Origin of the sequence: Roseovarius sp., assembly GCF_027019125.1 — a bacterium.
GTDB lineage: Bacteria > Pseudomonadota > Alphaproteobacteria > Rhodobacterales > Rhodobacteraceae > Roseovarius.
The window spans coordinates 162,229-187,183 of the sequence record NZ_JALUXE010000008.1 but is presented as its reverse complement, the minus strand read 5'-3'; the positions used below and the strand labels follow the sequence as shown (position 1 = coordinate 187,183).

Genomic DNA, 24,955 nt, shown 5'->3' with positions numbered 1-24,955 from the left:
TCAGATCTTCCAGCCGGAATGCAGACAGGCAATGCCCATGCTCAGGTTACGGTATTTCGCCTGTTCGAATCCGGCTTGGCGGACCATGTCCAGAAATGCCTCCTGATCGGGAAACTTGCGGATGGATTCGACCAGATACTGATAGCTGTCGCGATCATTGGCAATCATCTGCCCCAGGCGCGGGATGATGTTGAAGCTGTAGAGATCATAGACCTTTTGCATCAGCTCATTTGGAATCTGGCTGAATTCGAGCACCATCAGCCGCCCGCCGGGTTTGAGCACGCGAAACGCCTCGTTCAGCGCCTCCTGCGGGCGGGTCACGTTGCGGATGCCAAAGCTGATGGTGTAGACGTCGAAACTTGCATCCGGAAAGGGCAGCGCCATCGCATCGCCCACCACCCAATCGAGACTGTCGGCCATGCTCTCGGCCTCGGCGCGCTTGCGCCCCTCAATCAGCATCGGCTCTGTCAGATCAAGGACGGTGGCATGGCCATAGCCGGCGCGCTTGAGAAAACGAAAGGAAATATCCCCCGTGCCCCCCGCCACATCAAGCAGGCGTTGGCCCGCGCGCGGGGCCAGCCAGTCCATCATCGCATCCTTCCAGATCCGGTGAATTCCAAGGGACATGGCGTCATTCATGACGTCGTATTTGCTGGCCACGCTGCCAAAAACGCCGCGCACACGCCCGGCCTTCTCTGACTCGGGGATATCCTGAAATCCGAAATGCGTGGTTTTCTCGTTCATGGCCTTGCCGCTCTTGTGTCTCGCCTTTCTTATAGGGCTATGACAGAGGGTTACAATGCGCCCCTTGTGCCCATAGAGGTCCGATATGCCAGAATTGCCCGAGGTTGAGACAGTCCGCCGCGGCCTGACCCCGGTGATGGTGGGTCAGGTCATTGCCCGCGCCACTGTCAACCGACCCGACCTGCGCTGGCCCTTCCCGCCCGACATGGCCGCCCGCCTGACGGGTCAGACGGTGACGGCGCTGCGGCGCCGCTCTAAATACATTCTCGCCGATCTGACATCGGGTGAGAGCCTGCTCATTCATCTGGGCATGTCGGGCCGCATGCTGGTGTCGGGCGATCCCTTGGGCCGGTTTGTCCATGAACACCCGGCGCCCGAGAAACACGACCATGTCGTGCTCGATATGGAGGGAGGCGCGCGGATCACGTTCAACGACCCGCGGCGCTTTGGGGCAATGGACCTGCTGCCCACCCTGACCGCGGAGACGCACCCCCTGCTCGCCCGGCTGGGGCCCGAGCCTTTGGGAAATACGTTCGACGAACCCTATCTTGTGGCCGCTCTCAAAGGCCGCAACACGCCGATCAAATCCGCCCTGCTGGATCAGCGAATCGTTGCGGGTCTCGGGAATATCTATGTCTGCGAGGCGCTCTTTCGCGCGCGCATCTCGCCCTTGCGCCGAGCGGGAACCCTGTCGGGCAAACGTGCCGCCTCTCTTGTCCCGATCATCCGCGCAGTCTTGTCGGATGCGATTACCGCTGGCGGGTCTTCATTGCGGGATTTTCGACAGGCTGACGGGGAGTTGGGCTATTTCCAGCACAGTTTTGATGTCTACGGGCGCGAAGGCGAACCCTGCCGCAGCGCCGGATGCAAAGGCCATATCGCGCGTGTCACACAGGCCGGGCGATCCAGCTTCTATTGCACACAGTGTCAAAGATAGGTTGAACGCGCGGCCAACAATGGTAATGAATCGGCCCTGATGACAACAAATGAAAGCTGATTTCATGGCCTATGAGACGATCATCGTCGAAATAGAAGACCACGTCGCCCTCATCAAGCTCAACCGCCCCGACGCGCTCAATGCGCTGAATGCGCAGTTGATGTCGGAACTCGCCGAGGCATTGGGAGAGGCGCAACTGAACGAGAAAGTGCGCTGTATCGTTCTCACCGGCTCGGAAAAGGCCTTTGCCGCCGGGGCCGATATCAAGATGATGAGCGAGAAGAGCTTTGTCGATGTCTTCACCGAGGACCTCTTTACCGCCGACAGCGCCGCCATCTGCCGGGTGCGCAAGCCGATCATCGCCGCCGTATCGGGCTATGCGTTGGGTGGCGGATGCGAGCTTGCGATGATGTGCGATTTCATCATCTGCTCGGACACCGCCAAGTTCGGCCAGCCGGAAATCAATCTGGGCGTGATCGCGGGCCTTGGCGGTACGCAGCGCCTGACACGGCTGGTGGGTAAGTCCAAGGCGATGGACATGAACCTGACGGGGCGCTTCATGGATGCCGAAGAGGCAGAGCGTTCGGGGCTCGTGAGCCGCGTGGTGCCCGCCAAGAAGCTGATGGAAGAAGCGATGGCGGCGGCGCAGAAGATTGCCGAGAAATCGCAGATTTCCGTGATGGCAGCCAAGGAGGCGGTCAACCGCTCTTATGAAACGACACTGCGCGAGGGGCTCTTGTTCGAGCGCCGCGTGTTCCATTCGCTTTTTGCGACCGAAGATCAGAAAGAGGGCATGGCCGCCTTTGCCGAAAAGCGCGAGGCGCAGTTCCGCGACAAGTAAGCGCGTTTGCAGCGGGAGGGGCGCTGCCCCTCTTGGCCTGCGGCCAATTCACCCCGGAGTATTTGAACCATAAAGAACCATGGAAATGCGCGCCCGGGTTTGACACACGCAACACCCGGGCGCGGCTTCTTCATGGGCGGTCATCGGCTCTCCAGCCTGTACCGCGCCACAAGCTTGCCATGGCACGGTTAACAAACCCTTTCGTTTGAAAAACCTTGGGTTTCTTCATGGCCAAAATACTCAAATCCCGCGCCAGCCGCCTGGACAAGGGTTTCAGATCAGCCCTTCCGCAGCAAAGAGCGCCTTGACGTCCGCTTCGGGCCGCGCACCGTAATGGCCGATCACTTCGGCCGCCGCGATACACCCCATGCGCCCGGACACAGCCAATGACTGACCAGTCGCAAGCCCGTAGAGCAGGCCAGCGGCAAACTGATCCCCCGCGCCGGTGGTATCGACCGGGGTCACGCGATGCACCGGCACGGTCACGGTCTCGTCGCCCTGCACCAGGACGACATCATGGCCCGAACGGGTGCAGACGATGAGACCGCTTTCGGATGCTGCCTGTTCCAATGCCGCCCCCAGATCCTCGGTCTCGTAGAGCGCGCACCATTCGTGCTCGTTTCCGATCACATAATCCAACTCGCGCAGGAGGCGGCGAAAATCGTCACGGTGGCGATTGACGCAGAACGGGTCCGACAGGGTGATCCCGGCCTTGCCGCCGCCCGCCCGCGCGGCGCGCGCCGCCGCCTGAAACGCCGCCTTGCCCTTGGGCTTGTCAAAGAGATAGCCCTCGAGGAACAGAAGCTCCGCCCGCCCGGCCACGGCTTCGGGGACGTCGCCCTCGTCCAGTTCGGTCGAGATGCCCAGATAGGTGTTCATCGAGCGCTCGCCATCGGGCGAGACAAAGATCATCGACCGCGAGGTGGGCAGCGCGCCATCGCCACGCGGCGGGTTGACGAAATCGGTACCGACCTCGGCCATCGCCGCCGCGTAAAAGCGACCAAGCTCGTCATCGCTGACCCGTCCGATAAAGCCGGTCGTGAGGCCGAGCGCGCCCAATCCCGCAATGGTATTGGCGACCGACCCGCCCGGCATCTGGCGCTGCTCGGTCATGTTCGCATAGAGAAACTCGGCGCGTTCGGTTTCGATCAATTGCATGACGCCCTTGTCGATACCCATGCGTGACAGAAAGGCATCGTCGCATTGGCTGATCACGTCCACCACGGCATTGCCGATGCCAACGGCCTGATATTTGGTCATAGGGTCTTGTCCTCGAATAAGCAGAGATCACGAATAAGGCAGGTGCCACAGGCGGGTTTGCGCGCCTTGCAGGTGTAGCGGCCATGCAGGATGAGCCAGTGATGCGCGTGGCGCTGAAAGTCCACTGGCACGTTGTCCTCGATGGCGCGTTCGACCGCCTCCACGGATTTGCCGGGGCAAATGCCGCTACGATTGCCCACGCGGAAGATATGCGTATCCACGGCCTGCGCCGGATACTGCCACCACATGTTGAGCACGACATTGGCCGTCTTGCGCCCGACACCGGGCAGCGACTGCAATGCCGCGCGGGAATTGGGGACTTCGCCGCCGTATTCATCAACCAGGATGCGGCTCAGCTTCATCACATGTTTGGCCTTGTTGCGATACAGGCCAATCGTCTTGATATGCTGGATCAGACCCTCTTCGCCCAGATCGAGCATCTTTTGCGGCGTGTCAGCGACCTGAAAGAGCGCGCGCGTGGCCTTGTTGACGCCGACATCGGTGGCTTGTGCCGAGAGCGCAACGGCAACGACGAGCGTATAGGCGTTGACATGGTCCAACTCACCCTTGGGTTCCGGCTCTGCGGCCTCGAACCGGGTGAAGATCTCGCGGATCGTGTGGTAGTCAAGTTGGCGTGCCATGGCTGCTCTATGCCGGGAATTGGCAGGATGCGCAACATTCGGGTCGCATGCCGCGATAGGGCGTCATATCTTGGCTTCGCAACCACAGGACGACCCGAATGAACGCCCAAACCGAACCCGGCTATCACTATCACGTCATGCGCCGCGCGATTGACCTTATCGACAGCCGCGACACGGCGCTGACACTCGATGAATTGGCGCGCGAGATGGGCATGAGCGCCGCGCATTTCCAGCGGCTCTTTTCGCAATGGGTGGGGGTGTCGCCCAAACGCTATCAGCAGTATCTGACGCTGGGCCACGCCAAGGCGCTGCTCACAGAGCGTTTCACCACCCTCGCGGCGGCAGATGAGGCCGGGCTGTCAGGCACCGGGCGGCTTCACGATCTCTTCTTGCGGTGGGAGGCGATGAGCCCCGGTGAATTCGCCCGCGGGGGTGACGGGCTGACGATCCATTACGGCTGGTTCGACAGCCCGTTTGGCGAGGCCCTTGCCATGGGCACGGAGCGCGGTCTCTGCGGTCTGGCCTTTTCCGAGGAGTTCGGGCGCGAGGTGGCGATGACAGACATGCGCTCGCGCTGGCCCAAGGCCATCTATAAGGAGGCTCCCGACAGGATCGCAGGCTGGGTAGAGGCGGCCTTTGGCGGGTGCGGCGAGGCCGCGCTTCACATGATCGGCGCGCCGTTCCAGATCAAGGTCTGGGAGGCGCTCTTGCAAATCCCGTCGGGCCATGTGACGACCTATTCGGAAATCGCAAGTGCCATAGGCAACCCGCGCGCGGTGCGGGCCGTGGGCACGGCGGTCGGTCGCAATCCGGTCAGCTACCTCATCCCATGCCACCGCGCCTTGCGCAAATCCGGCGCGCTTGGCGGCTATCACTGGGGTTTGCCGGTCAAACGCGCGATGCTGGCCTGGGAAGGGGCGCGCGCCGACGGATAGGCGGAAAGTTGCACGCAAGGCGCGTCTTTTCCCCGTGAATGTCCCTTGGGATACCGCTTGTTATTGCATATCATCGCCTCAGACCCGATCCATTGGGCCAGTTGAACCGAAGAGGCGAATACCATGATACGAGCGAAAAAACCCTTGCTGATGCTCTCCGGCGCATCCCTGCTGTTGGCGGCGGCCTGCACCGATCCGGGCTATGTGGGCGGCCCAAATCCCAATCAAAAGGCCCAGCAGGGGGCGCTCATCGGCGGCCTCATCGGGGCCGGGACCGGCGCGATCGTCAGCGACAGCAAGGGCAAAGGGGCGCTTCTGGGGGGCGTGTTGGGTGCCGTGGGCGGTGCCGCCATCGGCAGTGCGCTGGACCGGCAAGAGGCCGAATTGCGCCAGCAACTCGACAGCGATGTGCGGATCGTCAACACCGGCGACCGCCTGATCCTGACCATGCCGCAAGACATCCTTTTCCCCGTGGACGGTGCCACCGTGGCCCCTGCCCTGCGCGATGACCTCTTCAAGGTCTCGCAGAGCCTGCAGGCCTATCCCGACACGACCGTGCAAGTCGTCGGTCATACCGACAGCGATGGCGATGCCCGCTACAATCAGGGCCTGTCCGAGCGGCGCGCGAATGCGGTCGCGGATGTTCTGGCCAGCGGCGGCGTGCCCTATGGGCGTATCCGCGCCTTTGGCCGTGGCGAGGACCAGCCGGTCGCGTCGAATCTCACCAGCGAGGGCAAGGCACAGAATCGCCGCGTCGAGATCGTGATCCTGCCGAACGCCTGACGGTTCCTGAAAGGCGAGAGGGGGTTGACCGGATCCCGGTCAGCCCCCTTTTTCATCTGGTCTGGATGCTTTCGAGATAGGCCATCAGCGCCGCAAGGGGGCGCGGTGTGGGGGTGAGCGTGCCATCGCCCACGTCGAGCGGCACGGTGTCGCCCTCCAGCAACAGACCGAATTCCGGCATCTCTTGTCCCGGAAGGCCCGTGCGATCGTAGCCGTCGATCACCGACAGAACATGCGCGCGGGGAAACACGCCCTTGTCCGACAATTGTGTCAGGTCCGCCGGGCGCGGCGTCAAACCAGAGGCCCAAGGCCCGTCCCCCTTGCCCGATGCCCCGTGGCATTGGACGCAATTGGCGTCATAGATCGCGGCCCCCTCGCCCGCGTCGGGCATGGATTGGGTCGCGGCACAGGCTGCAACACCTGCGGCGGTCAGGATTGCCAAGATACGCATCGCTCGCCCCTTTGTTTTCGCCAAGGGTAGCAAGAGCACCAGGGCTGCGCAACGGCCCTGATCAGGACAGCTCGCCCGCCAGGCCCTTGTCGATCAGCGCCACGGTTTCGGTCACGCCGTAAAGTGCGATGAACCCGCCAAAGCGCGGCCCCTGCGAGGCCCCGAGCAGAACCTCGTAGAGCGCCTTGAACCAGTCGCGCAGCGGATCGAACCGGTCACGACCAACCGCATAGACAATGGATTGCAGCGCCTCATCCTCTGCCGGGCCATCATAGGCGATCAGTTGATCGCGCAGGTCCATCAACGCCTCACGCTCCAGATCGGTCGGTGCGCGATAGACCTTCTCGGGGGCCACGAAATCCTCGTAGTAGCGCACCGCATAGCCTGCGGCGGCGTCGAGATCTGCATGTGTCTCGGGGCGCGCGTCCGGCGCATAGCGGCGGATAAAGCCCCAGAGCGTTTCCTTGTCCTCTGCGGCCGAGACCGAAGCGAGGTTGAGCAGCATCGAGAAGGGCACGACCATCCGGCTCTGGGGAACATTGCCACCGTGGATATGCCAGACCGGATTGGCCAATTGCTGCTCCAGCGTCTGATCGGGAAAGGCGCGCAGTTGCTGGTGATATTCGTCCACCGCCTTGGGGATCACATCGAAATGCATCCGCTTGGCGGTCTTGGGCTTTTGATACATGAAATAGGACAGGCTCTCGGTGGCGGCATAGGTCAGCCACTGGTCAATCGACACGCCATTGCCCGAGGATTTCGAGATCTTCTGACCGTTTTCATCGAGGAAGAGTTCATAGGTGAAATGCTCTGGCGCGGGCGCGCCCAGCGCGCGGCAGATGCCATCGTAAATCGGCGTGTTGGTCGAGTGGTCCTTGCCATACATCTCGAAATCCACGCCGAGTGCCGCCCAACGGGCACCGAAATCGGGCTTCCATTGCAGTTTCACGTTGCCGCCCGTCACCGGCAGAGTCCATTCGCGCCCCGTCTCGTCGTCAAAGGTGATGGTGCCATCCTTGGCGTTCACCTCTTTCATCGGCACATAGAGCACGCGGCCCGTTTCGGGATGAATGGGCAGAAAGATCGAATAGGTCTGCTGCCGCTCTTCACGAAGGGATTGCAGCATGATCTTCATGATCGCGTCATAGCGCTCGGCGGCGCGCAAGAGCACGGCGTCGAATTGGCCAGAGCGATAGAATTCGGTGGCCGAATAAAACTCGTACTCGAACCCGAAGGTGTCGAGGAACCGCCGCAGCATGGCATTGTTGTGGTGGCCAAAGCTCTCATGCGTGCCAAAGGGGTCCGGCACGGACGTGAGCGGCTTTTGCAGGTGCTCCATCAGCATCTCGCGGTTGGGCACATTGCCCGGAACCTTGCGCATGCCGTCGAGGTCGTCGGAGAAGCAGATCAGCCGGGTGGGAATGTCGCTGATCACCTCAAAGGCGCGGCGGATCATCGTGGTGCGCAGCACCTCGCCAAAAGTGCCGATATGGGGCAAGCCCGAGGGACCATAGCCCGTCTCGAAGAGCACATAGCCCTTCTCCGGCGGGGCCTTTTCATAGCGTTTGAGCACGCGGCGCGCCTCTTCAAAAGGCCAGGCTTTCGAATTCATCGCGGCGTCGCGCAGGTCGGACATCGATCATACTCCAGGTTGCGCCCCACCGAAATCCCGGCAAGGCATCTGCGCTTCCTATTGCCGGGGGGCGTGACAGTCAATATTCTGCACCGCAACATAGCCCCGCGCGAAAGGCCCGCACATGTCAGACCCGATGCCCCATCCGCTCACACCGCAGGATTGCCTTGTGGCGGTGATGATTGCTGTCTCGGCTTCGGACGAGGACATGCGCACCGCTGAGCTGATCAAGATCGAGAGCACGGTGAACAACCTGCCGATCTTTGCCGATTACGATCTGGACCGGTTGCGGGTGATGTCGCAGACCGTGCTCGATCTCTTTACGGTGGAAGACGGGCTTGATGCGCTCTTTGGACTGGTGCGCGCCAATCTGCCCGAACGTCTTTTTGAAACGGCCTATGCGCTCGCCTGTGATGTGGCGGCGGCGGATGGCATGCTGAATGATCGCGAATTGCGCCTGCTCGAGGAAATCCGTTACGAGCTCAATATCGATCGGCTCCATGCTGCCGCCATCGAGCGGGGCGCGCGGGCGCGGCACATGATCGCCTGAGCGTGCTCAACGCCCCGCCGCGCGCGGGGCTGGCGTGCCCGCCCGCCGCAGGATGACACCAAGCCGTGCAAAGCTGTTCTTGGCCGAAACCGCCTCTTTCTCGGCCAGGAAGCCGTCCAGCTCGGGCCACACCCGGATCGCCTGATCCAGATCGGCACCGCTGCCTTCTGCGTAGAGACCGGCCCTGATCATCGTCTCAGATCTGGCATAGCTGCCCAAAAGGCCACGCGCGCGGGAAATCAGCGCGTTCTCTTCCTCGGATGCGGCGCGTGGCAGGCTGCGCGACACGGATCGCAAGAGATCAATCGCGGGATAGCGTCCGCGTTCCGCGATCGTTCGATCCAGAACCACATGCCCGTCAAGCACACCGCGCAGAATGTCGGCGATTGGTTCCTCCATGTCCGAGCCCGCCACGAGGACGGTCAAGAGCGCGGTGATATCCCCTGCTCCGTCCTCGCCCGGTCCGGCACGTTCGCAGAGCGACATGATCAGATGCGAGGTCGAGGCAGGAAACCCGCGCAGCGCGGGCATTTCCCCCGCTGCGGTCGCCACTTCGCGGTGCGCCTCGGCAAAACGTGTGATTGAATCGGCAAGGAAGAGCACCTGCTGCCCTTGATCGCGAAAGAACTCGGCCACCGCCATCGCCGTCCAGGCGCAGCGCCGGCGAACGAGCGGTGAGCGGTCGGATGTGGCCGCAACGATGACGCTGCGGCGCATGCCCTCTGGCCCCAGAACGTGCTCGACGAACTCTCGCAATTCGCGCCCACGCTCGCCAACTAGGGCGATCACGACGACATCCGCCTGCATGTGCCGCGCGAGATGCCCGAGCAGCATGGATTTGCCGACGCCCGATCCGGCAAAAAGACCAACACGCTGGCCCCGCACGATGGGTAGCACCGTGTTGAACGCCGCCATCCCGGTTTCCAGCCGCACCCCAAGCGCGCGTCGCCGCGCGGGGGCCGGGGGATCGGCCTGCAGCATCCGCGCCTCGGCCCCCCGCAGGAGGGGGCGACCATCGAGCGGCGCGCCAAAGGGATCAATGATCCGACCCAACCAGCCCGCCGAGGGCGCGATCGACTCGGCCTGCCCCAACATGACCCGGTCGCCCAGCGCGACCCCCTCTGGGCTGGACTCTGGCAGGACCATCACCGAGGTCGCCTCGAGCCGGATCACCTCTCCGGCAAGTGGGGTGCCTGAGCGACGCCGGATATCCACCCTGTCGCCAAGCCGCGCCTCGGAAGATAGGCCACTGATCCGCAATGTATTTCCCTGCACCGCGCTGACCCGCCCCATCACGCGCGACATGCGCAAGGAAGAGAGTTCCGCCCGCAGCGCCGCCATGTCCTGTCTCTGCATCGCTTGCTCCAATCCTGGTCCCGCAAACAATTTCTAAAGGAATCAGGGTTAAGCCTTGGTTGAAGCTGATCGAGGGAGAAGCCCCGATGTTTGAGACTATGGAAATTTTTCGCATGGCCCACGCGTTGGCGCAGCATGCCGGTGCCCGTCAGGCCGTGGTATCGCAGAACATGGCCAATGCCGATACGCCGGGTTATGCCGCGCGCGACATCGCAGCCTTTGCGCAGGTCTACGCCTCGGGCGGTGGCGCGCAGGCACCGCGCATCACGCGGGATGGGCATATGCTCGGGTCGGAGTCGCGGCTCGAATTCGCTGTGGCGGACGATCCGAATGCGGTCGCGGACCCTAATGGCAACTCGGTCACGCTCGAGACCGAAATGCTGCGTGCGGTCGATGTGAAGCGGCAACATGACCGCGCGCTTGCGATCTACAGATCCTCGCTCACCGTGCTGCGCACGGCGATCGGGCGGCGATAGGGGCAGGACATGAGCGATTTTTCCGACGCCCTCTCCGTTTCCGCCAGCGGCCTCAAGGCACAGGCCCAGCGCCTGCGCCATGTTTCCGAGAATATCGCCAATGCCGACACGCCCGGTTATCGGCGCAAAACCGTGTCGTTCGAAACGACCCTCGCCGGGACTGGCCCCGATGGCGCCGTTGCAGTGAGCCGGGTCAACCTTGACCGCAGCGAACCGCAGCGGATCTACGACCCAAGCCACCCGCTCGCCGATGAGAGCGGGCATTATCAGGGGTCCACCGTCGATCTCATGGTCGAAATCGCCGACGCGCGCGAAGCACAGCGCAGCTACGAGGCCAATCTCAAGATGTTCGATCAGGTGCGGCAGATGTCTGCCGGATTGATGGACCTGTTACGCCGATAAAGGAGATCCAGAATGGATATCACAGCACTGAATGCCGCCCAGAAATACTCTGCCGCGCGACCGGCCACCGAACCGCTGACAGGTCAGGCCGCCGCCGGCAGCGCCTTTCAGACCCTCGCCAAGGATTTTGCCGCCACGCTCTCCGAGGGCGAGACGCTTGCCAAGGCGAGCATGATCGGCAAGGCCGATCCGCATTCTCTCGTGCAAGCGCTCGCACAAACCGAACTCGCGGTTGAGGCCGCTGTCACGGTGCGCGACCGTGTGGTGGAGGCCTATCAGGAAATCCTCCGCATGCCGGTCTGATCCGATGCTGAACGAGGTCCTGTTCTTTGACACGTTGCGCGAAACCCTCTGGATATCGGTCATCATCTCTTTGCCCATCCTCGCCGTGGCGCTGGTGGCGGGACTCGTGGTCGGGCTCTTTCAGGCCCTCACCTCGATACAGGAACTGACCCTGACCTTCGTGCCCAAGCTGGGCGCGATCATCGTCGTATTCTGGATCACCATGGGGTTCATGACGCAAACGCTGGTCACATTCTTTCAGGACCGGCTCATCCCGATCATCACAGGAGGCTGAGATGGAAAGCGCAGGTTACACGACGCTCACCCGACAGACCGGGCTTTTGCGCGAACTGCAGGTTGTCGCCAACAACATCGCCAATGCCGCAACCACCGGCTATCGTCAGGAGGGGCTGATCTTTTCCGAATTCGTCAGGCGCACCGAAGGCGGTCCCTCGCTCTCGATGGCACGCGGCAATGTGCGGATGACCTCCATGCTGCAGGGGCCGCTTGGCCCCACTGGCGGCATGCTTGATCTGGCCATCGAGGGAGAGGGCTTTTTCCTGATCGAGACCCCTTCGGGCGAACGCCTCACGCGCGCAGGCAATTTCATGCTCTCGGCCCAGGGCGATCTGGTGACGCCTGACGGGTTTCGGGTGCTGGATGCTGGCGGGGCACCGATATTCATTCCGCCCGACTCTACCAGTATCGGTCTCTCGCCTGACGGCACGCTGAGCGACAATGGACGCCCCCTGGCTCAGATCGGTCTGGTGCGCCCCGTCGACGGCTTTGACATGGTCCGCGAGGATGGCGTCATGTTCCGCGCCGATGGCGGAATTGAACCGGTCGAAGAGGGTCGCATCCACCAAGGGTTTCTGGAGGGTGCCAATGTCGATCCCATCGGCCAGGTCGCCCGCATGATCGAGGTGCAGCGCGCCTATGAGATGGGCCAGAGCTTTCTCGATAGCGAACATGAGCGCGTGACCTCCGCACTCGAGTCCTTCATCCGATAAGCCAGGAGCACGCCATGCATATCCTCAAGATCCCCGCCACCGGAATGGCCGCCCAGCAGATGCGGGTCGAGACGATCTCGAACAACCTCGCCAATATGTCCACCACCGGCTATAACGCGCGCCGGGCGGAATTCGCCGATCTGCATTATCAGCAACTGGCGCGCGCGGGCACTATCAATGCCACCGATGGCACGGTCCTGCCTACGGGGGTGCAACTGGGCCTCGGCGTGCGGCCTTCGGCGATTTCCGTGCAACTGGCGCAAGGGTCGCTGACCCAGACCAATGGCGATCTCGACCTCGCCATCGACGGGAGCGGCTATCTCGAGGTCCGATTGCCCTCGGGCCAGTCTGGCTATACGCGCGACGGCGCTCTCAAACGCTCGGCGGATGGGGTCATCGTCAATTCCGAAGGCTTTCCCGTCGCCCCCGAAATCACCATCCCAGAGGATGCCCGCAGCATCACCGTAAACGCCGAAGGCGAGGTTTTTGCGTTCTTTCAGGATACGGCCCAAGCACAGTTGCTCGGTCAGATCGACCTTGTCGGCTTTACCAACCCCAAGGGGCTTGAGGCCATCGGCGGCAATCTCTTTGTCGAGACCGAGGCCTCTGGCCCCGCGAATGTGACCACCGCCGGACAGGATGGTTTGGGCACGCTGCGCCAAGGCTATCTCGAAGACAGTTCGGTCGATCCCGTGCGCGAGATCACCGAGTTGATCGAAGCTCAACGGGGCTATGAGCTGAACGCCAAGGTCATCACTGCCGCCGACCAAATGCTCAGCGCCACGACACAGGTGCGGTGATGCGGCTGCTTTCCCTCATTCTCGGCCTGTTCCTCGGCGGTCCCGCTCTGGCAGATGTGATCATCGCCGCCCGCACGATCCGCCCCCAGGAGATCCTCGGACCGTCCGACCTGTTGCTTCAAGAGGGCACAGACCAGAGCGAGGTCACGCTGGCGGACTTGATCGGACAAGAGGCGCGTGTTGCCCTCTATGCAGGGCGGCCGGTGCGCCCGGGCGATGTCGGACCACCCGCCGTGATCGAACGCAATCAAGTCGTGCCGCTGATGTATTCGCGCGGCGGTCTCGAGATCATGACCGAGGGTCGCTCGCTCGACCGGGCGGGGATCGGGGATCAGGTCCGCGTCATGAACCTCGCGTCACGCGCCACGGTCTCTGGGCGCGTGACGGCGAGCGGCCGAATACTCGTTTCTCAATAGGAGCCGCCATGCCCGCCTTTCGTTTTGTCACTGTATTTGGTGTGGTTCTGCTCGGCGCCGCCTGCGCGCGTCTCGACCATCTCGGCAAGCCGCCCAGCTTTACGCCGACGATGAACTCCACCGAACAGCTTGCCATGCTCAATCCGGGCTTGCCGCGCAGCACCGCGCAAGACACGCCCTTTCGACAGGCCTCGCTCTGGAGCGGTGGCAAGCAATCCCTCTTGGGAGACCGGCGCGCAGCCCGGCGCGGCGATATCATGACCGTTGTCATTGAGATTGACGAAGAGGCGCAGATCTCGAACTCCACATCGCGCTCTCGGGACGGGGCCGAGAGCCTTGCGATCCCGGATCTCTTCGGCATTCCGCAACGGATCAACCGCAAGCTTCCCGAGGGGGCCAGCCTCGACCGGGCCGCCGGTCTCAATTCCAGCAGCCAATCGGGCGGAGAGGGGTCTGTCAGCCGGAGTGAGGAGCTGACCCTGCGCGTGGCCGCGACCGTGATGCAGGTCCTGCCCAACGGGGTGCTCGAGATCCAAGGGTCTCAAGAGGTGCGGGTCAATTTCGAGCTGCGGGAACTTCTGGTGTCCGGCTTTGTGCGCCCCGAAGATATCTCGCGCCAGAACGAAATCACCTATGACAAGATCGCGGCCGCACGGATTTCCTATGGGGGGCGCGGCCAGATCACCGATGTTCAGCAACCCAGGATCGGCCAGCAATTGCTCGACGGTCTTCTGCCCTTCTGAATCCCAGTGTGAGGACCGACCACCATGCTCGCGAAACTGCTGCCATTACTCTTGCTGTTGTTCGGTTTGGCTGCCGGGGCCGGAGCAGGCATTTTGCTCCGACCCGAGACCGAGAGCGCGCAGGCGGAAAGCCCGGCCATGCACGGCGCGGATCATGCAGCATCGGTGCCAGAAGCCCCCGTTGCCAGTGAAATCGTGAAACTCAACAATCAGTTTGTCATCCCGCTGGTTGCCAAAGACAGGATCACTGCGCTGATGGTGCTGTCACTCAGCGTTGAAACCGCCGCAGGTCGCACATCGGAGATCTATGACCGAGAACCGAAGCTGCGGGATGTCCTGTTGCAAGCGCTTTTCAATCACGCCAACCGGGGAGGCTTTGACGGAGAGTTCACCAAAGCCCGGAACATGGATGTTCTGCGCCTGGCGTTGGCCGAAGCTGCAAGCGAGGTGCTGGGGGATGCGATCCTCGGAATTCTGATCACCGAAATCGCACGCCAGGACATCTGAACGACGACAGTCAGTCCGGGGACGTCCGCAAAAGCTGAGCGAGACTGTCCAAAAGCGCGGTCCGCGCCATGTCGCGCCGTTGCACGACGCGCCGCGCCTCGTCTTCCGAGAGCTGGGTCGCCGCCTGATACTTGCCAAAACTGCGACGCAGTTCCCGGCCAAGTTGCCCCTTGCGCCCCAGAACGCGCGCGAGTTCGGAATGCAGCCGCGCCTTGCTCTGCCCGATCCATCCCTGCCACAAGAGATCCGCGCCGACCGCACGATATCCGCTTGCATCCTCTTGGGGCATCTCGCCTGCGGTGCGGCGCATCGTTTCAAGCTGCCGAAGGTCAGCGCGCAAACCCGCCTCTTCCGCAAGCAGCCTTTGCATTCTGGCCGAGTCCGCGCGGTAGAGCGCCTCTGTCAGGGCGACCATGTCGGCCTCGCTTCGGGAGGTCATCCAAAACTCCTTGCCTTGCGCCGCATGTCTTCGGCAAAGCGGATGGCGACGGCCACCGCGGCATAATGCATGGGTTCAATTTCCTGGCCGATCTCTGTCGTGGCGTGCAGCGCGCGCGCGGTGGGCGCATCCGACAGGACAGGCACGCCGTTGTCACGAGCAAGGTCGCGGATCGCGAGCGCGATGTGATCCATGCCTTTGGCGACACAGATTGGGGCAGCGCCCGGCTTGCGGCTCCATTTCAGGGCCACGGCAAAATGGGTAGGGTTGACGATCACCACATCGGCCGTCGGCACATCCGCCATCATGCTGCCGGATGCCAATTCCGTGGCGCGGCGCCGGCGCTGCTGCTTTACGGTGGGATCGCCATCATTCTGCTTTTGCTCGTCGCGCATGTCCTTATGTGACATCCTCTGACGCCGGAGGTGATCAAAATGCTGCCAGAGGTAATCAAGCCCGCCGACGGCGAGGGTGATCAGCAAGACAAGAGTCAGGAAATCGACCATCATCGCCCCCATCACCGCGCCGATGATCGGGGCTTCTGCATGCACGGCGCTTACCATGTCAGGCAACCGATAGGACAGGAACCCTCCAAGCAGAAGGCCGTAGAGACCCAACTTCGCAAAACTCTTGGCAAATTCGAAGAGACCCGCCGCCCCGAACTTGTTCTTGGCGTTCTCGACCGGATTGAGACGCGACAATCTTGGTTCCAGCTTGTTTGGGGCCACCACAAACGCGCGTTGTGCGATCACGGCCGCAAGTGTGAGCGCCATTGGCAAGATGAGAAACAGGGACAGGCCGAGCACGATCTGCCCCGCCATATCGCCCAACGCCGAGGCAGCGCGACCGCCCTGAAACACGAGGGGGGCCAAGTGATCGGACTGGTCCAACAGGGCCAAGAGATTGCCGCCAACCTTCTCCAGCAGCAAACCGCCCGCCCCGACAAGAGCGAGCAATAACCCGGCGTATGATCCCGCGGAGTTCAGATCGGCAGAGCGCGCAAACTCGCCTTTCTTGCGGGCCTCGTCCAGCTTGTGTTGTGTCGCCTCGAACGTCTTGTCAGAGTCGTCCTCTTGCCCTTCCATCGCTATCCTCCGAACGGGTTCGCGACAAAATTCTGAAATGCCCCCAGCCAAACCACCAGCATCGTGGGCACCACCAGCATCAGCAGAAAGAGTGTGAGGGCCATGATCACCGGGGCTCCGACCATAACAACCATCAACTGCGGCATCGCCCGATTGATGATACCCAAGGTCAGATTGTAGAGAGCCGAGACAAGAACAAAGGGCGCGGCAAGAGAAAAGCCGAAGGAAAACGCCTGCGCAATCCGGGCCACGCCCCATTGCGACAGAGCCCCGATATCCGGAAGCTCCGCAACCGGAAACACCGTGTAACTCAGCACGATCATCTCTGTCACGCGGACATGCACTCCCATGATCATCATGAGGGCCACGCCCCCCGTTGCGAGGAGATGACCAATGGCCGGGAGCGGCGTCTGCCCGGCATTCCCAAGGATCTGCGCCAGCGAGGTTGACTGCGCCGCAATTGACCCTGCCATCTGCAAGGCCATCAGAAAGAACCGCAAGGCGAGACCGAGAGCGACGCCGATGATCGTTTCGGACAGGACAAGACCCACTGTCGGCGCATGCACCTGAGCCGTCGGGTCAGGCGACAGCACGGGGGTTACGATCAGCGTGAAGGCGATGGCAAGGGCCAACTTGATCCGCATCGGAAGAGAGGCCTCGCCAAATCCCGGCAAGAGACCGATGATCGGCGCCACCCGCAGGAACACGCCTGCGTGCAGCCAAAGCATGTCCATCGACAGTTGAATGACCTGCGCAAGAGATGTCACGCGCGTACCACCCCAACAAGCGACGGTTTGACCTCGAACCCGATCTCTTCAAAACTCAGAACCGGGACGTTGACGTTCCTCGCGCTCAAGAGCGTGCGCAGAAACCGCCGGCGCAAGGTCGAGGTGACGAGGGCGGGCGATAGCCCCCTTTCCCCGGCCAGGTGCACCTGCTCGGCCACGCCGGCCGTCAATGCGCTGAATTGCTCTGGTGGCAAGGCGACATCGGACCGACCGCGCTCGCCGTTCATCTCATAGGTTGCGAATGTATCCTCCCATTCCGGAGCAAGCTGGATCAGGGGCAGGCTGCCATCGGGGCGTTGCAACCCCGCCACCAACTGAAACCCCAGCCTCTGGCGCACATGCTCGCATATCGTCTCGGGCTGAGGACCCAAGTGGCGGGATTCGGCAATGGCCTCAAGAATGAGCGGCAGGTTCCGGACCGAGACCTGTTCCGCCAGCAGGAGACGCAGCACGGCATGCAGCAAATCCGGTGCGACCCGGTCCGGGATCATCTCTTCCAGCAGCTTGCGATTGGCCTCTGACCTGCCCTTGTCAGAGAGGTTCACCATTTCATCGAGCAGACGCCGCATGGTCTTCATCGTCAGCAATCGGCTTAGATTGCGACGAATTACTTCGAGCAGATGCGTTGCCAGCACCTCGGGAGGAGCCACCAGAGTGACCCCGGAGAGCGCCGCGCGATCCTGTTCGGATGCCGGTATCCAACGTGCCGGCGCGCCATAAACCGGTTCCTTGACCGTTTCACCCGGCGCCAGCGAGGGGTAGTGCTCGGGATCGAGGGCGAGAAGGTGATTATCCCGCAAGAACGCCCGCGCCCGCTCGACCCCTTGAATGCGGATGAGGTAGCTGCCGGGCGGCATCCCGGGATCATCGGTCAACCGGATATCCGAGAGGATGATCCCGTATGTCGTTGCAACATACTGGCGCATATTGGTGATGCGCGCCTCGAGGCCGACACCGGGATCAAGCACCATGTTGACGATATCCGGGGCAAACTCCACGTGAATGTCATCCAATTCGAGGATATCGCCCATCGACCTGACCGGCGCAGTTGCCGGGGCGACATCCTCGGCCGGGGCAGCCGCGTCCAGGACCCGGTTGCGATGGCTGGCAAAGGCCAAAGCGGCCAATCCGACACCGCCGAGTAAGAAAGGCACAAACGGCAGGCCCGGGACGAGCGCGAACAGCCCCATCAAAACCGCAACCGTTGCCAACGCCCTTGGATGGCGGCCAATCTGCTCGGAAATCGCCAGATCCGTCGCGCCCTTGTTGCCGCCTCGTGCCAGCAACAGAGCCGCGGCGATTGAGATGATGACCGCGGGAATCTGGGTCACGAGCCCGTCGCCGATCGTCAGGATCGTATAGGTTTCAAAGGCTTGACCGATCGGCATGTCATGCATCGCGATGCCAATCACGAGACCGACCAGAAAGTTCAGAAGCGTGATCAAAAGGCCGGCAACCGCATCGCCCTTGACGAATTTCGAGGCCCCGTCGAGCGATCCGAAGAAGGTGGTTTCCTGTTGCTCTCTCTCTCGCCGTTCCTTGGCCTCCTGATGATTGATGGCGCCCGCCGACATGTCGCTGTCAATCGCAAGCTGCTTGCCCGGCATGGCATCAAGGGCAAAGCGCGCGCCCACTTCCGCCATGCGCGCGGCACCTTTGGTGATCACCAGAAAATTGACGATCAACAGCACCAGAAACACGACGAGCCCCAAGAGCACGTTGCCGCCGATGATGAAATTGGCAAATCCCTCAATCACCTCTCCGGCGGCATCTGTGCCGGTGTGACCCTCTCCGATGATCAGCTTGGTCGAGGAGACGTTGAGCGCCAGTCGGAGCATCAGGGACGCCAGCAGGATTGTCGGAAATGCGGAAAAATCGAGTGGCCTGTCGATAAAGAGCGTGATCGTGAAAATCAGAATCGCAAGAGCAAAGGACGCGGCCAGCCCGACATCCAGCATCCATGCCGGAACGGGCAGGATCATCATCACGATCACGGCCATCAGGGCGAGTGCCAGAAGGACCGTTGGTTGAAACACCGATTTGATGGATAGGTCGCCCATGCTTTAAAAACCTGCCGCGATTGTTTGGTCGAGCCTGATCACATGGCGCCGCGTTTCGCCGATCGGCACGAGAGAGCCCGGACGCAAGACACCATCCGAATGCTGCAACAAAGGATAGCCGTTCCCAGGCGGGACAGGCTCGGCAGACCGGTGCCGCATAGCTGTTTCAGGTTTTTGGGCCGGCATACCATCCAGCCCAGCGTAGAGGTCTTCGACCCGGTCGCGATAGACTTGGGCGCGCTGCGGCTTCCGGGAGTGATAGGCCCCGATCGCGCTGGACCAGGTCCCCGTCTCACGCCGTAAATCATCCAAAAACCGTGCAGCGTAGAGCGCATTCTCCCTTGGATCGAACATGCTCTCAAACGAGTCGAACGCTCCACCGTGCCACCGGGTGTTGATCTGAAAGCAGCCAATGTCGAAACTGCGGGCGCCGCGAGCGTAGGCGCTGCGCACAAAGGCAAGCGCCGCCGCTTCGCTCTCGAACCAATAGCCGTCGCCCTCCAAGTTCACGGTCCAAGGCCAAGCCTGCAGTTCGCCCGCGACGAGACGGCCCGTTTCGGCTCTTGCAATCGCGCGCAGCACATTTGTGGGAACATCCGCGTTTCCCGCCGCATGCCGGGCCGCCTCATCACAAAGATCGACAGGGGTCGCCATGGCCTGAACCGCGCCCATATAACTGCAGATCGCTAGGGGCCGGAGCAGGTACCCCAAGCGGGTCAGGCTTTTCATAACCCAGTTGATCGGGGCAGACTGTGAACCTAGACGGTCGCACATCCGCCCCCTTCGACGCGGCACGTGGGCCAGAAGTATGCCAGACACAATCTGTCCGCCAAACAAGCGGCCCATGATCCGTAGGTCAGCCATGAACGCTCCAAACTCGGTTGCGACCAAAGCCTCGGCGAAGACTTTCCGTCGCCTCGGCCCCATGCTCTCAGAATCTTCGCGTACCAGCCTGCGCCCTATCTCTTGCGATTCGGTAACTTGCTGCGCGATTGTCAGGGGGAACTGGAAATATCGGTACGCGCCAAGAGCGCGCCCAAGGCAATGCGGGCTGCAACGCTTTGATCAATCAATTGTCGATTGAAGGACAGAACCCCGCCGGATTTGTCTGGCGCGGCTTGCGCCATGGCCTGAGCCAGTTCTCGCGTCGCCGGATCATCCGAAGACAAGAGATTTTGCCAATCCCGCGCAAGCCATGCCGCTTGCAGCAGCGCGGCCTCATCTTCAAGCCCCTTTGCATGGCGCATCGCTCCTGCGTAATCCCCAAGAGCGGTCCGGGCGCGGGCGCGCAGCGCGGCGGCCTCAGGCGAGGCAAGACCAATGATCTCGGCCTCCGCCAGATGCGGACGCCCCCGGGCCAGAGCAATCTCTGCCTTCAAGAGCTGATAGTCCGGGTCTTTTTCCGGCGGCGGTGCCGCATTGAGGAGCTCATCCGCAAGATCGGCAAAGCCCAAGGTCAAGACGCGCCGAACGATCCGCCGTGTCAGATCAGCCGGAATCATCGCGAAGGTTGCCCGGGGCTCATTGAGAGTCTGCCTCAGAAACGCCAGATCCTCGGCCTGCGCGACAAGCAGACGCAACATCTCCTGACGCGTGGCCCTGGCTGTTTCGGCCGGCAAATCGGGTGTGATGCGGTCGAATTCGGAAAAGGCCTCGCGGTAGGATTGCGATGCGGTGAGCGCCAACAGATAGGAGCGCCCAAGGTCTTGGCCCACGGGGGTTCCACGGGTCTCTTGATAGAGGGCAGCGGCCAGTTGCGCGGTGTCATAGTCGATGCCCTCGCCCCGAGAGATGCGGGTATTGATAAGAGCTGACACGGCATGTGCAGACTCGCCCTCATTCCGCGACAAAGCCCCTTTCAGGCTTTGGTCGGCAGCGTCGAAATCACCGTCTGCTATTGCAAGCTCTGCTTTTGCGATCTTTTCACCTGGGGCACCTGACAGGTCCGTTGGCCCAATACCGCGCAAGATCATATCCGATGTCTCGCGATGCTTGGCCGCCAGCAGCTTGCGGGCAAGGGGCGGACCAAGATGTCGACGCAGGTGCTCGGGCAATTCGGCAAACCCGCGCAGGATCGCCGGATGGTCGAGCAATTTGCCCTCTGGAATTGCCTCATGCGCCAGCGCAGCCCACAAGGCGCTGCGCCCACGACATCCCAGGTCTTGCTTGAGACGGGGCGCGGATGGCGCAGCATCCGGGTCGTCGACGACCCCTGCCAATTCCAGGAGAACCGGGGCGTCCTGTGCATCAGACGGGATCAACGAAACCACTTGGCGCGCCTCTCGGCCAAAGCCGAAATAGATGTAGAGTCGTGCGAGGTGCAGCGCCACCTCTGGATTGACAACATCGAATTCCCCCGAAAGCCGGGGATAGAGGGCACCGATCTGATCTGGTAGCGATGCCCGCTCTCCCCAGGTCGCGACGTCCAGAAGTTCCTCTGGCAAACAGGCGGTCGCGAGCAAGCCGGGCGGCGCAGCGGACACGGCCAGTCTTGGCGCGGGATCGATGGTACCCATCACCCTGAGATTGCCGCGTGGGTCCGAGGGCAAAACTTTGGTCAAGCGCGCCGCGCTACCCGTTTCCATACCGTCAGACGCTATGGTTTCCGCCGGCGCAGTCGGAGGTGTGGGGGGGGACGGTAGCTCTGCATCATGGCCTTGCGCGCGCAGAGGCTCGACCAGTCCGTGATTGGCTGAATGGGCGATCTGCTCCAGCAGGGTCCGCCGTGCCGTCCACAGCATATCATCAGGCACAGGCGCGACGGGGGGTACGGCCACCTCAGTCATGGCTGGAGTCGGGGCGAGGCCCGATGCCACCCATCTGGCCGCCGAAGACACGGGCCTCGTCATTGTCGACGGGATAAGGCCAGCGGACCCATCCGCCTTCGCACGGCCTCGCTTGCTTTGCGCTGGCAAGGTGTCGGGGGTGGCGAGCGCAAGAATGTCGATCACCAGCATGGACCCGCCATGCCAGAACGTGCGCGTTGTGCAGGCACAGCCGAATGTCAGGTCCAGCTGTCCGGAGCCATCCGGCGCGTCAATCGCGGCAAGCCGCCCTTGGGTCAGCCGGTCAAAGGCGCGGCTTAGGTCAAATGCGGGGCTCTGGCCGGGAAAGGTGAGCGTGATGCCATCCTCGCGCGCTTGGCCCTGCCAGTCGCGCCGCGTTGGAAAATCCAGTACGAGCCGCGTAAACCCCTCATGCTCTCCCGTGCGCACCACGACGTTTTGCGCAAGCGCCGGGAGAGCCCCAAAAGACAGCAATAACAATGTGACCCACGCCCGGATCATGCCGCCTCCTGCTTGAGAGATTTCAATGCCTCTTCCAACTCGTTGAAACTTGGGCGCTTGTGCTCTGGTGTGTTTTGCCGCCCCACTTCAATGCAGATGTTCGTTGCATGGTTATGCAGGTTGGCCACCAGCACTTCACGGATCAGTTGATAGAAATGCCCGTCCTCCTCGACCACATCCTTGACCTTGGCCGCGAAGGGCCCGACCAGCCCGTAGGAGAGAAAGACGCCCAGAAAGGTTCCGACCAACGCGCCACCGATCATCTTGCCGAGGATTTCCGGTGGTTGGTCAATCGACGCCATCGTCTTGATGACCCCCAGGACAGCGGCGACAATCCCCAAAGCGGGCAAGCCATCGGCCATGGTTTGCAGGGCATGGCTCGAGTGCAGGGCATGGTGAAGAGTGGCCTCCATCCGCTTTTCCAGAACCTCTTCAACCTGATGCGGATCATCATAGTTCATTGAGGCCGAGCGCAGCGTGTCGCTGATCAGCGCCACGGCCTCTGCATCGGCCAGAATCCTGGGGTATCTGGAAAAGATCGCCGACTCTTTTGGCACCTCGATATGCTCTTCGACGGCAATCGGGTTCTGCCGACCCAGACGGATAAGCTCGAACAAGAGACAGAGCAGATCCTGGTAATCCTGCGGCTTCCATTTCGGTCCCTTGAAGACCTTGGTCACATCTCTGAGCGTGTGCTTGATCGCGGGCCCGTCATTGCTGATGAGAAAGGCTCCGACAGCTGCCCCGCCGATCATCATGAGTTCGAACGGCAACGCCTTGAGTATGATCCCGAGCTTGCCCCCGGCGGCCATATACCCCCCAAAGACCATGACGAAAATTACGACAATCCCGATGATCCCGACCATTCCGCTCCCCATGGGCAATCCCTGATCCGAGACTGCCATCAAGCCATTAACAAACCCTGACGATCCGCGCTCATTCCCGGGGCGCGGTGGCATTGCGCCCCGCGAGGATCACGCTGATGCCATGTGCCGCACCCGGAGACAGACCCGCGAGCACATCTGCCGCGGCGTCGGGGCGCATGCGGGCAAGAAATCCGGCCGCAAAGACCGGATCCATCTCCTCAAAGAGCGCGGCCGCCTGTTTTGGCTTCATCGACTCGTAAACCTTGGTGAGTTGCAGCACGTCATTCTCAGCGGCACTTTCCGTGACGGCGATCATGCGGCGCAAATCCTCTTCGGCAGACGTCAGTGCCGTGATCTTTTGGCCGACCTCCTGCTCGACCAGTTTGAGCGCTTGCTCTCTGGTTCGCACGGCCGCTTCTCGCTCCTCAAGCGCGCGCCCGCGCTCTTGCAGCGCGCCAAGCAGGGCCTTCATATCTTCCGGCGTTTCGCAGGTCTTTGCGGGAGGGTTGCTGCTCTCGTCCGTGGGGTCTGACGCAAGGGCAAAGGCCCCGCCGATACCCTCGCCAAACCGCAGCAAGGCCGATGCCACCAGAAAGGTCGAGAGAATTAATAGCACGCCGCGTGCAGGTCTTGGTCGCGCAGATCGTTTGGTCGCGAGGGATCGCCAGATCATTGTGCCGCCCCGCGTGCCGGTTCATGATGGCGCTTGAAAACAGGTCCAGGTTCGGCAATCGGGGGGCTGACGGGCGCTTGGCGATGCTGCGGAGGAGAGCCCTCATGATTGGGCAGATCGTGCATCGCGGCCACCAGGAGCTCGAGCCGCCGGGCCACATCTTCGGCACGCTCGGTGACACTAACGAGCGAGCGCGTGGACCCGTCCGCAGTCTGCCGCGCCGCCTGAAGCGTCCGTGTCAGATCGTCAACCTGCGCCGAAAGGACCGCCACCGCACCGCCCATGCCGGTTTCGAGATCGTTGAAATGGTTGAGCCGTCGGGCCAGCACAAAGCAATAGACCCCCGCCCCGATCGCGCCCGCAACAAGCAGAATATCCGAGATCATTTCCATATGCGCGCTCCTCAGTTCAACACGAATTCCATGATCAAAAGATCGTTGATGCGCCCGGCCCCGGTCACGACCTGCATGCGGCGCAAGAGCTGCGCGCGCAGGCGGATCAAGGCCTGAGCGTCTTCCAGATCCGATAGATTGAGCGCGCGCAGATAGGTGTTCGTCACATCGACGATGCGCGGCATCAGCTTTTCGACATCGGATTTATGGGCGGCCTTAACCTCCAGTTCAGCGGCGAATCGCAGATGCGACCGCGCGGCCCCCTGCCCCAGCGAGACAACCACGGGAATGACCGGCACAAAGGCCAGATCAACCGTCGAAAGACCGGGATCGGTAGCCGCGTCAACAGGCGCTTCGGCGACAGCTCCATGCCCACCGCCAAGCGGTATCAAGCCAGACCACACGGTGTAAAACCCCGCCGCCGCGCCCAGGAGCGCCAAGACCAGTCCGAGCATCAGCGGTCTCTTTGACGGCTTCGCCACGGCTCTTGTCTCCAATTCCTCGGTCTCTGGCATGTTCACCCATCCTGCTGTCGATAAACCCTTATAGACCCACAGAAACTAACCGATTGTTAAGCCTGATGCAGGAATGATGACCT

30 protein-coding genes are annotated in these 24,955 nt (G+C 62.0%); 14 read left to right on the top strand and 16 right to left on the bottom strand.

Translation table 11 applies throughout. The features are described 5' to 3' along the window. Complete coding sequence (gene ubiE / locus MVC20_RS05040) at positions 1-744, bottom strand: bifunctional demethylmenaquinone methyltransferase/2-methoxy-6-polyprenyl-1,4-benzoquinol methylase UbiE (RefSeq protein ID WP_297539061.1); 744 nt, start codon at positions 742-744, stop codon at positions 1-3. An 85-nt stretch (positions 745-829) separates the two neighbouring features. On the opposite strand from ubiE, the gene mutM reads away from it, so the two are divergent. Together mutM and MVC20_RS05030 are read left to right on the top strand one after the other, a co-directional pair. After that, positions 830-1,681 (top strand): bifunctional DNA-formamidopyrimidine glycosylase/DNA-(apurinic or apyrimidinic site) lyase, encoded by an 852-nt coding sequence (gene mutM / locus MVC20_RS05035; protein ID WP_297539059.1) that lies wholly within the window; start codon positions 830-832, stop codon positions 1,679-1,681. A gap of 64 nt (positions 1,682-1,745) precedes the next feature. Continuing rightward, on the top strand, positions 1,746-2,522 hold the full coding sequence (locus MVC20_RS05030; protein ID WP_297539151.1) for an enoyl-CoA hydratase: 777 nt from the start codon (positions 1,746-1,748) through the stop codon (positions 2,520-2,522). A gap of 273 nt (positions 2,523-2,795) precedes the next feature. On the opposite strand, the gene MVC20_RS05025 is transcribed toward MVC20_RS05030, so the two are convergent. Then, positions 2,796-3,782, bottom strand: a complete 987-nt coding sequence (locus tag MVC20_RS05025) for an adenosine kinase (RefSeq protein WP_297539057.1) — start codon at positions 3,780-3,782, stop codon at positions 2,796-2,798. Then, positions 3,779-4,423 carry an endonuclease III gene (gene nth / locus MVC20_RS05020; RefSeq protein ID WP_297539055.1) on the bottom strand — a complete coding sequence of 215 codons (645 nt, stop codon included), beginning with the start codon at positions 4,421-4,423 and terminating at the stop codon, positions 3,779-3,781. The genes MVC20_RS05025 and nth overlap by 4 nt, the downstream gene beginning before the upstream one ends. Before the next feature lie 98 nt (positions 4,424-4,521). Here nth and MVC20_RS05015 point away from each other — a divergent pair, with 98 nt between their 5' ends. After that, positions 4,522-5,358 (top strand): bifunctional helix-turn-helix domain-containing protein/methylated-DNA--[protein]-cysteine S-methyltransferase, encoded by an 837-nt coding sequence (locus MVC20_RS05015; RefSeq protein ID WP_297539053.1) that lies wholly within the window; start codon positions 4,522-4,524, stop codon positions 5,356-5,358. 123 nt (positions 5,359-5,481) lie between these two features. Next, positions 5,482-6,141, top strand: a complete 660-nt coding sequence (locus MVC20_RS05010) for an OmpA family protein (RefSeq protein ID WP_297539051.1) — start codon at positions 5,482-5,484, stop codon at positions 6,139-6,141. A gap of 52 nt (positions 6,142-6,193) precedes the next feature. Here MVC20_RS05010 and MVC20_RS05005 read toward each other — a convergent pair whose 3' ends face one another. Continuing rightward, complete coding sequence (locus MVC20_RS05005; RefSeq protein WP_297539049.1) at positions 6,194-6,592, bottom strand: cytochrome c; 399 nt, start codon at positions 6,590-6,592, stop codon at positions 6,194-6,196. Positions 6,593-6,653: 61 nt separating this feature from the next. Continuing rightward, positions 6,654-8,228 carry a lysine--tRNA ligase gene (locus MVC20_RS05000; protein ID WP_297539047.1) on the bottom strand — a complete coding sequence of 525 codons (1,575 nt, stop codon included), beginning with the start codon at positions 8,226-8,228 and terminating at the stop codon, positions 6,654-6,656. A gap of 121 nt (positions 8,229-8,349) precedes the next feature. Here MVC20_RS05000 and MVC20_RS04995 point away from each other — a divergent pair, with 121 nt between their 5' ends. Then, entirely contained in the window at positions 8,350-8,775 is a 426-nt protein-coding gene (locus MVC20_RS04995) for a tellurite resistance TerB family protein (protein WP_297539045.1), read from the top strand. A 6-nt stretch (positions 8,776-8,781) separates the two neighbouring features. On the opposite strand, the gene MVC20_RS04990 is transcribed toward MVC20_RS04995, so the two are convergent. Next, a complete protein-coding gene (locus MVC20_RS04990) occupies positions 8,782-10,131 on the bottom strand; it encodes a FliI/YscN family ATPase (RefSeq protein WP_297539043.1) in 1,350 nt (449 codons plus the stop codon). 86 nt (positions 10,132-10,217) lie between these two features. Here MVC20_RS04990 and MVC20_RS04985 point away from each other — a divergent pair, with 86 nt between their 5' ends. Genes MVC20_RS04985 through MVC20_RS04945 form a run of 9 tightly spaced genes read left to right on the top strand, consistent with a single transcriptional unit; the run spans position 10,218 to position 14,767 of the window. Next, entirely contained in the window at positions 10,218-10,607 is a 390-nt protein-coding gene (locus tag MVC20_RS04985; RefSeq protein WP_297539041.1) for a FlgB family protein, read from the top strand. 9 nt (positions 10,608-10,616) lie between these two features. After that, entirely contained in the window at positions 10,617-11,009 is a 393-nt protein-coding gene (gene flgC, locus MVC20_RS04980) for a flagellar basal body rod protein FlgC (protein ID WP_297539039.1), read from the top strand. A gap of 12 nt (positions 11,010-11,021) precedes the next feature. Continuing rightward, entirely contained in the window at positions 11,022-11,312 is a 291-nt protein-coding gene (fliE, locus tag MVC20_RS04975) for a flagellar hook-basal body complex protein FliE (protein ID WP_297539037.1), read from the top strand. 4 nt (positions 11,313-11,316) lie between these two features. Next, positions 11,317-11,586 (top strand): flagellar biosynthetic protein FliQ, encoded by a 270-nt coding sequence (locus tag MVC20_RS04970; protein ID WP_297539035.1) that lies wholly within the window; start codon positions 11,317-11,319, stop codon positions 11,584-11,586. A 1-nt stretch (position 11,587) separates the two neighbouring features. After that, positions 11,588-12,301, top strand: a complete 714-nt coding sequence (locus MVC20_RS04965) for a flagellar hook-basal body complex protein (RefSeq protein ID WP_297539033.1) — start codon at positions 11,588-11,590, stop codon at positions 12,299-12,301. Positions 12,302-12,315: 14 nt separating this feature from the next. Further along, entirely contained in the window at positions 12,316-13,101 is a 786-nt protein-coding gene (gene flgG / locus MVC20_RS04960) for a flagellar basal-body rod protein FlgG (protein ID WP_297539032.1), read from the top strand. Continuing rightward, complete coding sequence (flgA, locus tag MVC20_RS04955) at positions 13,101-13,517, top strand: flagellar basal body P-ring formation chaperone FlgA (RefSeq protein ID WP_297539030.1); 417 nt, start codon at positions 13,101-13,103, stop codon at positions 13,515-13,517. The genes flgG and flgA overlap by 1 nt, the downstream gene beginning before the upstream one ends. An 8-nt stretch (positions 13,518-13,525) precedes the next feature. Then, positions 13,526-14,260 (top strand): flagellar basal body L-ring protein FlgH, encoded by a 735-nt coding sequence (flgH, locus tag MVC20_RS04950; protein ID WP_297539028.1) that lies wholly within the window; start codon positions 13,526-13,528, stop codon positions 14,258-14,260. 24 nt (positions 14,261-14,284) lie between these two features. Beyond that, a complete protein-coding gene (locus MVC20_RS04945) occupies positions 14,285-14,767 on the top strand; it encodes a flagellar basal body-associated protein FliL (RefSeq protein ID WP_297539026.1) in 483 nt (160 codons plus the stop codon). A gap of 10 nt (positions 14,768-14,777) precedes the next feature. Here the strand turns inward: MVC20_RS04945 and MVC20_RS04940 are convergent, their stop codons facing one another. From MVC20_RS04940 to MVC20_RS04895, 10 genes are all read right to left on the bottom strand, one after another. Beyond that, positions 14,778-15,206: a hypothetical protein gene (locus tag MVC20_RS04940; protein WP_297539024.1), complete on the bottom strand. Its 429-nt coding sequence runs from the start codon at positions 15,204-15,206 to the stop codon at positions 14,778-14,780. Further along, positions 15,203-16,291 carry a flagellar type III secretion system protein FlhB gene (locus MVC20_RS04935; protein ID WP_297539022.1) on the bottom strand — a complete coding sequence of 363 codons (1,089 nt, stop codon included), beginning with the start codon at positions 16,289-16,291 and terminating at the stop codon, positions 15,203-15,205. Before MVC20_RS04935 ends, MVC20_RS04940 begins: the two co-directional genes overlap by 4 nt. Positions 16,292-16,293: 2 nt before the next feature. Further along, complete coding sequence (locus MVC20_RS04930) at positions 16,294-17,058, bottom strand: flagellar biosynthetic protein FliR (protein WP_297539020.1); 765 nt, start codon at positions 17,056-17,058, stop codon at positions 16,294-16,296. Further along, positions 17,055-19,139, bottom strand: coding sequence for a flagellar biosynthesis protein FlhA (flhA, locus tag MVC20_RS04925; RefSeq protein WP_297539018.1), 2,085 nt, complete (start codon positions 19,137-19,139; stop codon positions 17,055-17,057). The genes MVC20_RS04930 and flhA overlap by 4 nt, the downstream gene beginning before the upstream one ends. Before the next feature lie 3 nt (positions 19,140-19,142). After that, positions 19,143-19,793 carry a lytic transglycosylase domain-containing protein gene (locus MVC20_RS04920; RefSeq protein ID WP_297539016.1) on the bottom strand — a complete coding sequence of 217 codons (651 nt, stop codon included), beginning with the start codon at positions 19,791-19,793 and terminating at the stop codon, positions 19,143-19,145. Positions 19,794-20,134: 341 nt separating this feature from the next. Beyond that, a complete protein-coding gene (locus MVC20_RS04915) occupies positions 20,135-22,357 on the bottom strand; it encodes a hypothetical protein (protein WP_297539014.1) in 2,223 nt (740 codons plus the stop codon). Between the two features lie 65 nt (positions 22,358-22,422). After that, positions 22,423-23,292, bottom strand: a complete 870-nt coding sequence (gene motA, locus MVC20_RS04910) for a flagellar motor stator protein MotA (protein ID WP_297539149.1) — start codon at positions 23,290-23,292, stop codon at positions 22,423-22,425. A 70-nt stretch (positions 23,293-23,362) separates the two neighbouring features. Beyond that, positions 23,363-23,908: a hypothetical protein gene (locus MVC20_RS04905; protein ID WP_297539012.1), complete on the bottom strand. Its 546-nt coding sequence runs from the start codon at positions 23,906-23,908 to the stop codon at positions 23,363-23,365. 53 nt (positions 23,909-23,961) lie between these two features. Then, positions 23,962-24,357 carry a DUF6468 domain-containing protein gene (locus tag MVC20_RS04900; protein WP_297539010.1) on the bottom strand — a complete coding sequence of 132 codons (396 nt, stop codon included), beginning with the start codon at positions 24,355-24,357 and terminating at the stop codon, positions 23,962-23,964. An 11-nt stretch (positions 24,358-24,368) separates the two neighbouring features. After that, on the bottom strand, positions 24,369-24,872 hold the full coding sequence (locus MVC20_RS04895; protein WP_297539008.1) for a flagellar basal body-associated FliL family protein: 504 nt from the start codon (positions 24,870-24,872) through the stop codon (positions 24,369-24,371). Positions 24,873-24,955: the final 83 nt, after the last annotated feature.